Here is a 1,021-nt window from a genome sequence, read left to right on the forward strand (position 1 = left end):
GGTCAGCGGCGCCCTGGCCTCCCACGGGCCGACCCCGCAGTACTCTCGGCGCGATGGGGCTTAGCTTCCGGGTTCGGAACGGGACCGGGCGTGCCCCCCATGCTCTGGCCGCTGACCGGTGGGCGGCGCCCACCGTTACGGTGTCCTGGGTCTCACCTTACACGTGCCCTGGGGGCCGCATGGCGTATAGGAAAGGTGACTCGGGGGCATCCTCGTGCCCGGACCGCGCGTGAGCGCTGGGTCCCGCGGGCCGCGAGGTGCGGTTCCGGAAGAGCTCGGGCGATTAGTGCGGCTCGGCTGAGGACGTCGCCGCCCTTGCACCTGCCGTCTATCGACCAGGTAGTCTACCTGGGCCCTTACCGGAAGGAGAACTAATCCCTGGAACGGCTTCCCGCTTAGATGCCTTCAGCGGTTATCCGCGCCGCACGCGGCTACCCGGCCGTGCCGTTGGTCGACAACCGGTTCACCGGAGGTGCGTCCACCCCGGTCCTCTCGTACTGGGGGCAGCCTCCATCGATTCTCCTGCGCCCACGGAGGATAGGGACCGAACTGTCTCACGACGTTCTGAACCCAGCTCGCGTACCGCTTTAAACGGCGAACAGCCGTACCCTTGGGACCTGCTCCAGCCCCAGGATGCGATGAGCCGACATCGAGGTGCCAAACCTTGCCGTCGATGTGGACTCTTGGGCAAGATCAGCCTGTTATCCCCGGAGTACCTTTTATCCGTTGAGCGACGGCCCACCCACTCGGGGCCGCCGGATCACTAGAGCCTGCTTTCGCACCTGCTCGGCTTGTGGGCCTCGCAGTCAAGCCCGCTTGTACTCTTGCATTCAAAAGGACGGTTGCCGACCGTCCCGAGCGGACCTTCGCGCGCCTCCGTTACCCTTTAGGAGGCGACCGCCCCAGTCAAACTGCCCGCCTGGCACGGTCCCCGAGCCGGTTGACGGCCTCGGGTTAGGACGCCGGTCGCGCGAGGGCAGTATTCCAAGGGCGGCTCCCCGGGGGCTGGCGCCTCCGGATC

The 1,021-nt window shown here is 66.9% G+C and carries 2 rRNA genes; both read right to left on the reverse strand.

Features of this window, described 5'->3' with window-relative positions:
* Nucleotides 1-116, reverse strand: a 5S ribosomal RNA gene (rrf, locus tag PMX60_RS10165).
* Nucleotides 117-263: 147 nt separating this feature from the next.
* Nucleotides 264-1,021: ribosomal RNA gene (locus tag PMX60_RS10170) — 23S ribosomal RNA — on the reverse strand; the annotation flags it as partial.

Source organism: Collinsella aerofaciens (genome assembly GCF_028206995.1).
GTDB lineage: Bacteria > Actinomycetota > Coriobacteriia > Coriobacteriales > Coriobacteriaceae > Collinsella > Collinsella aerofaciens_AQ.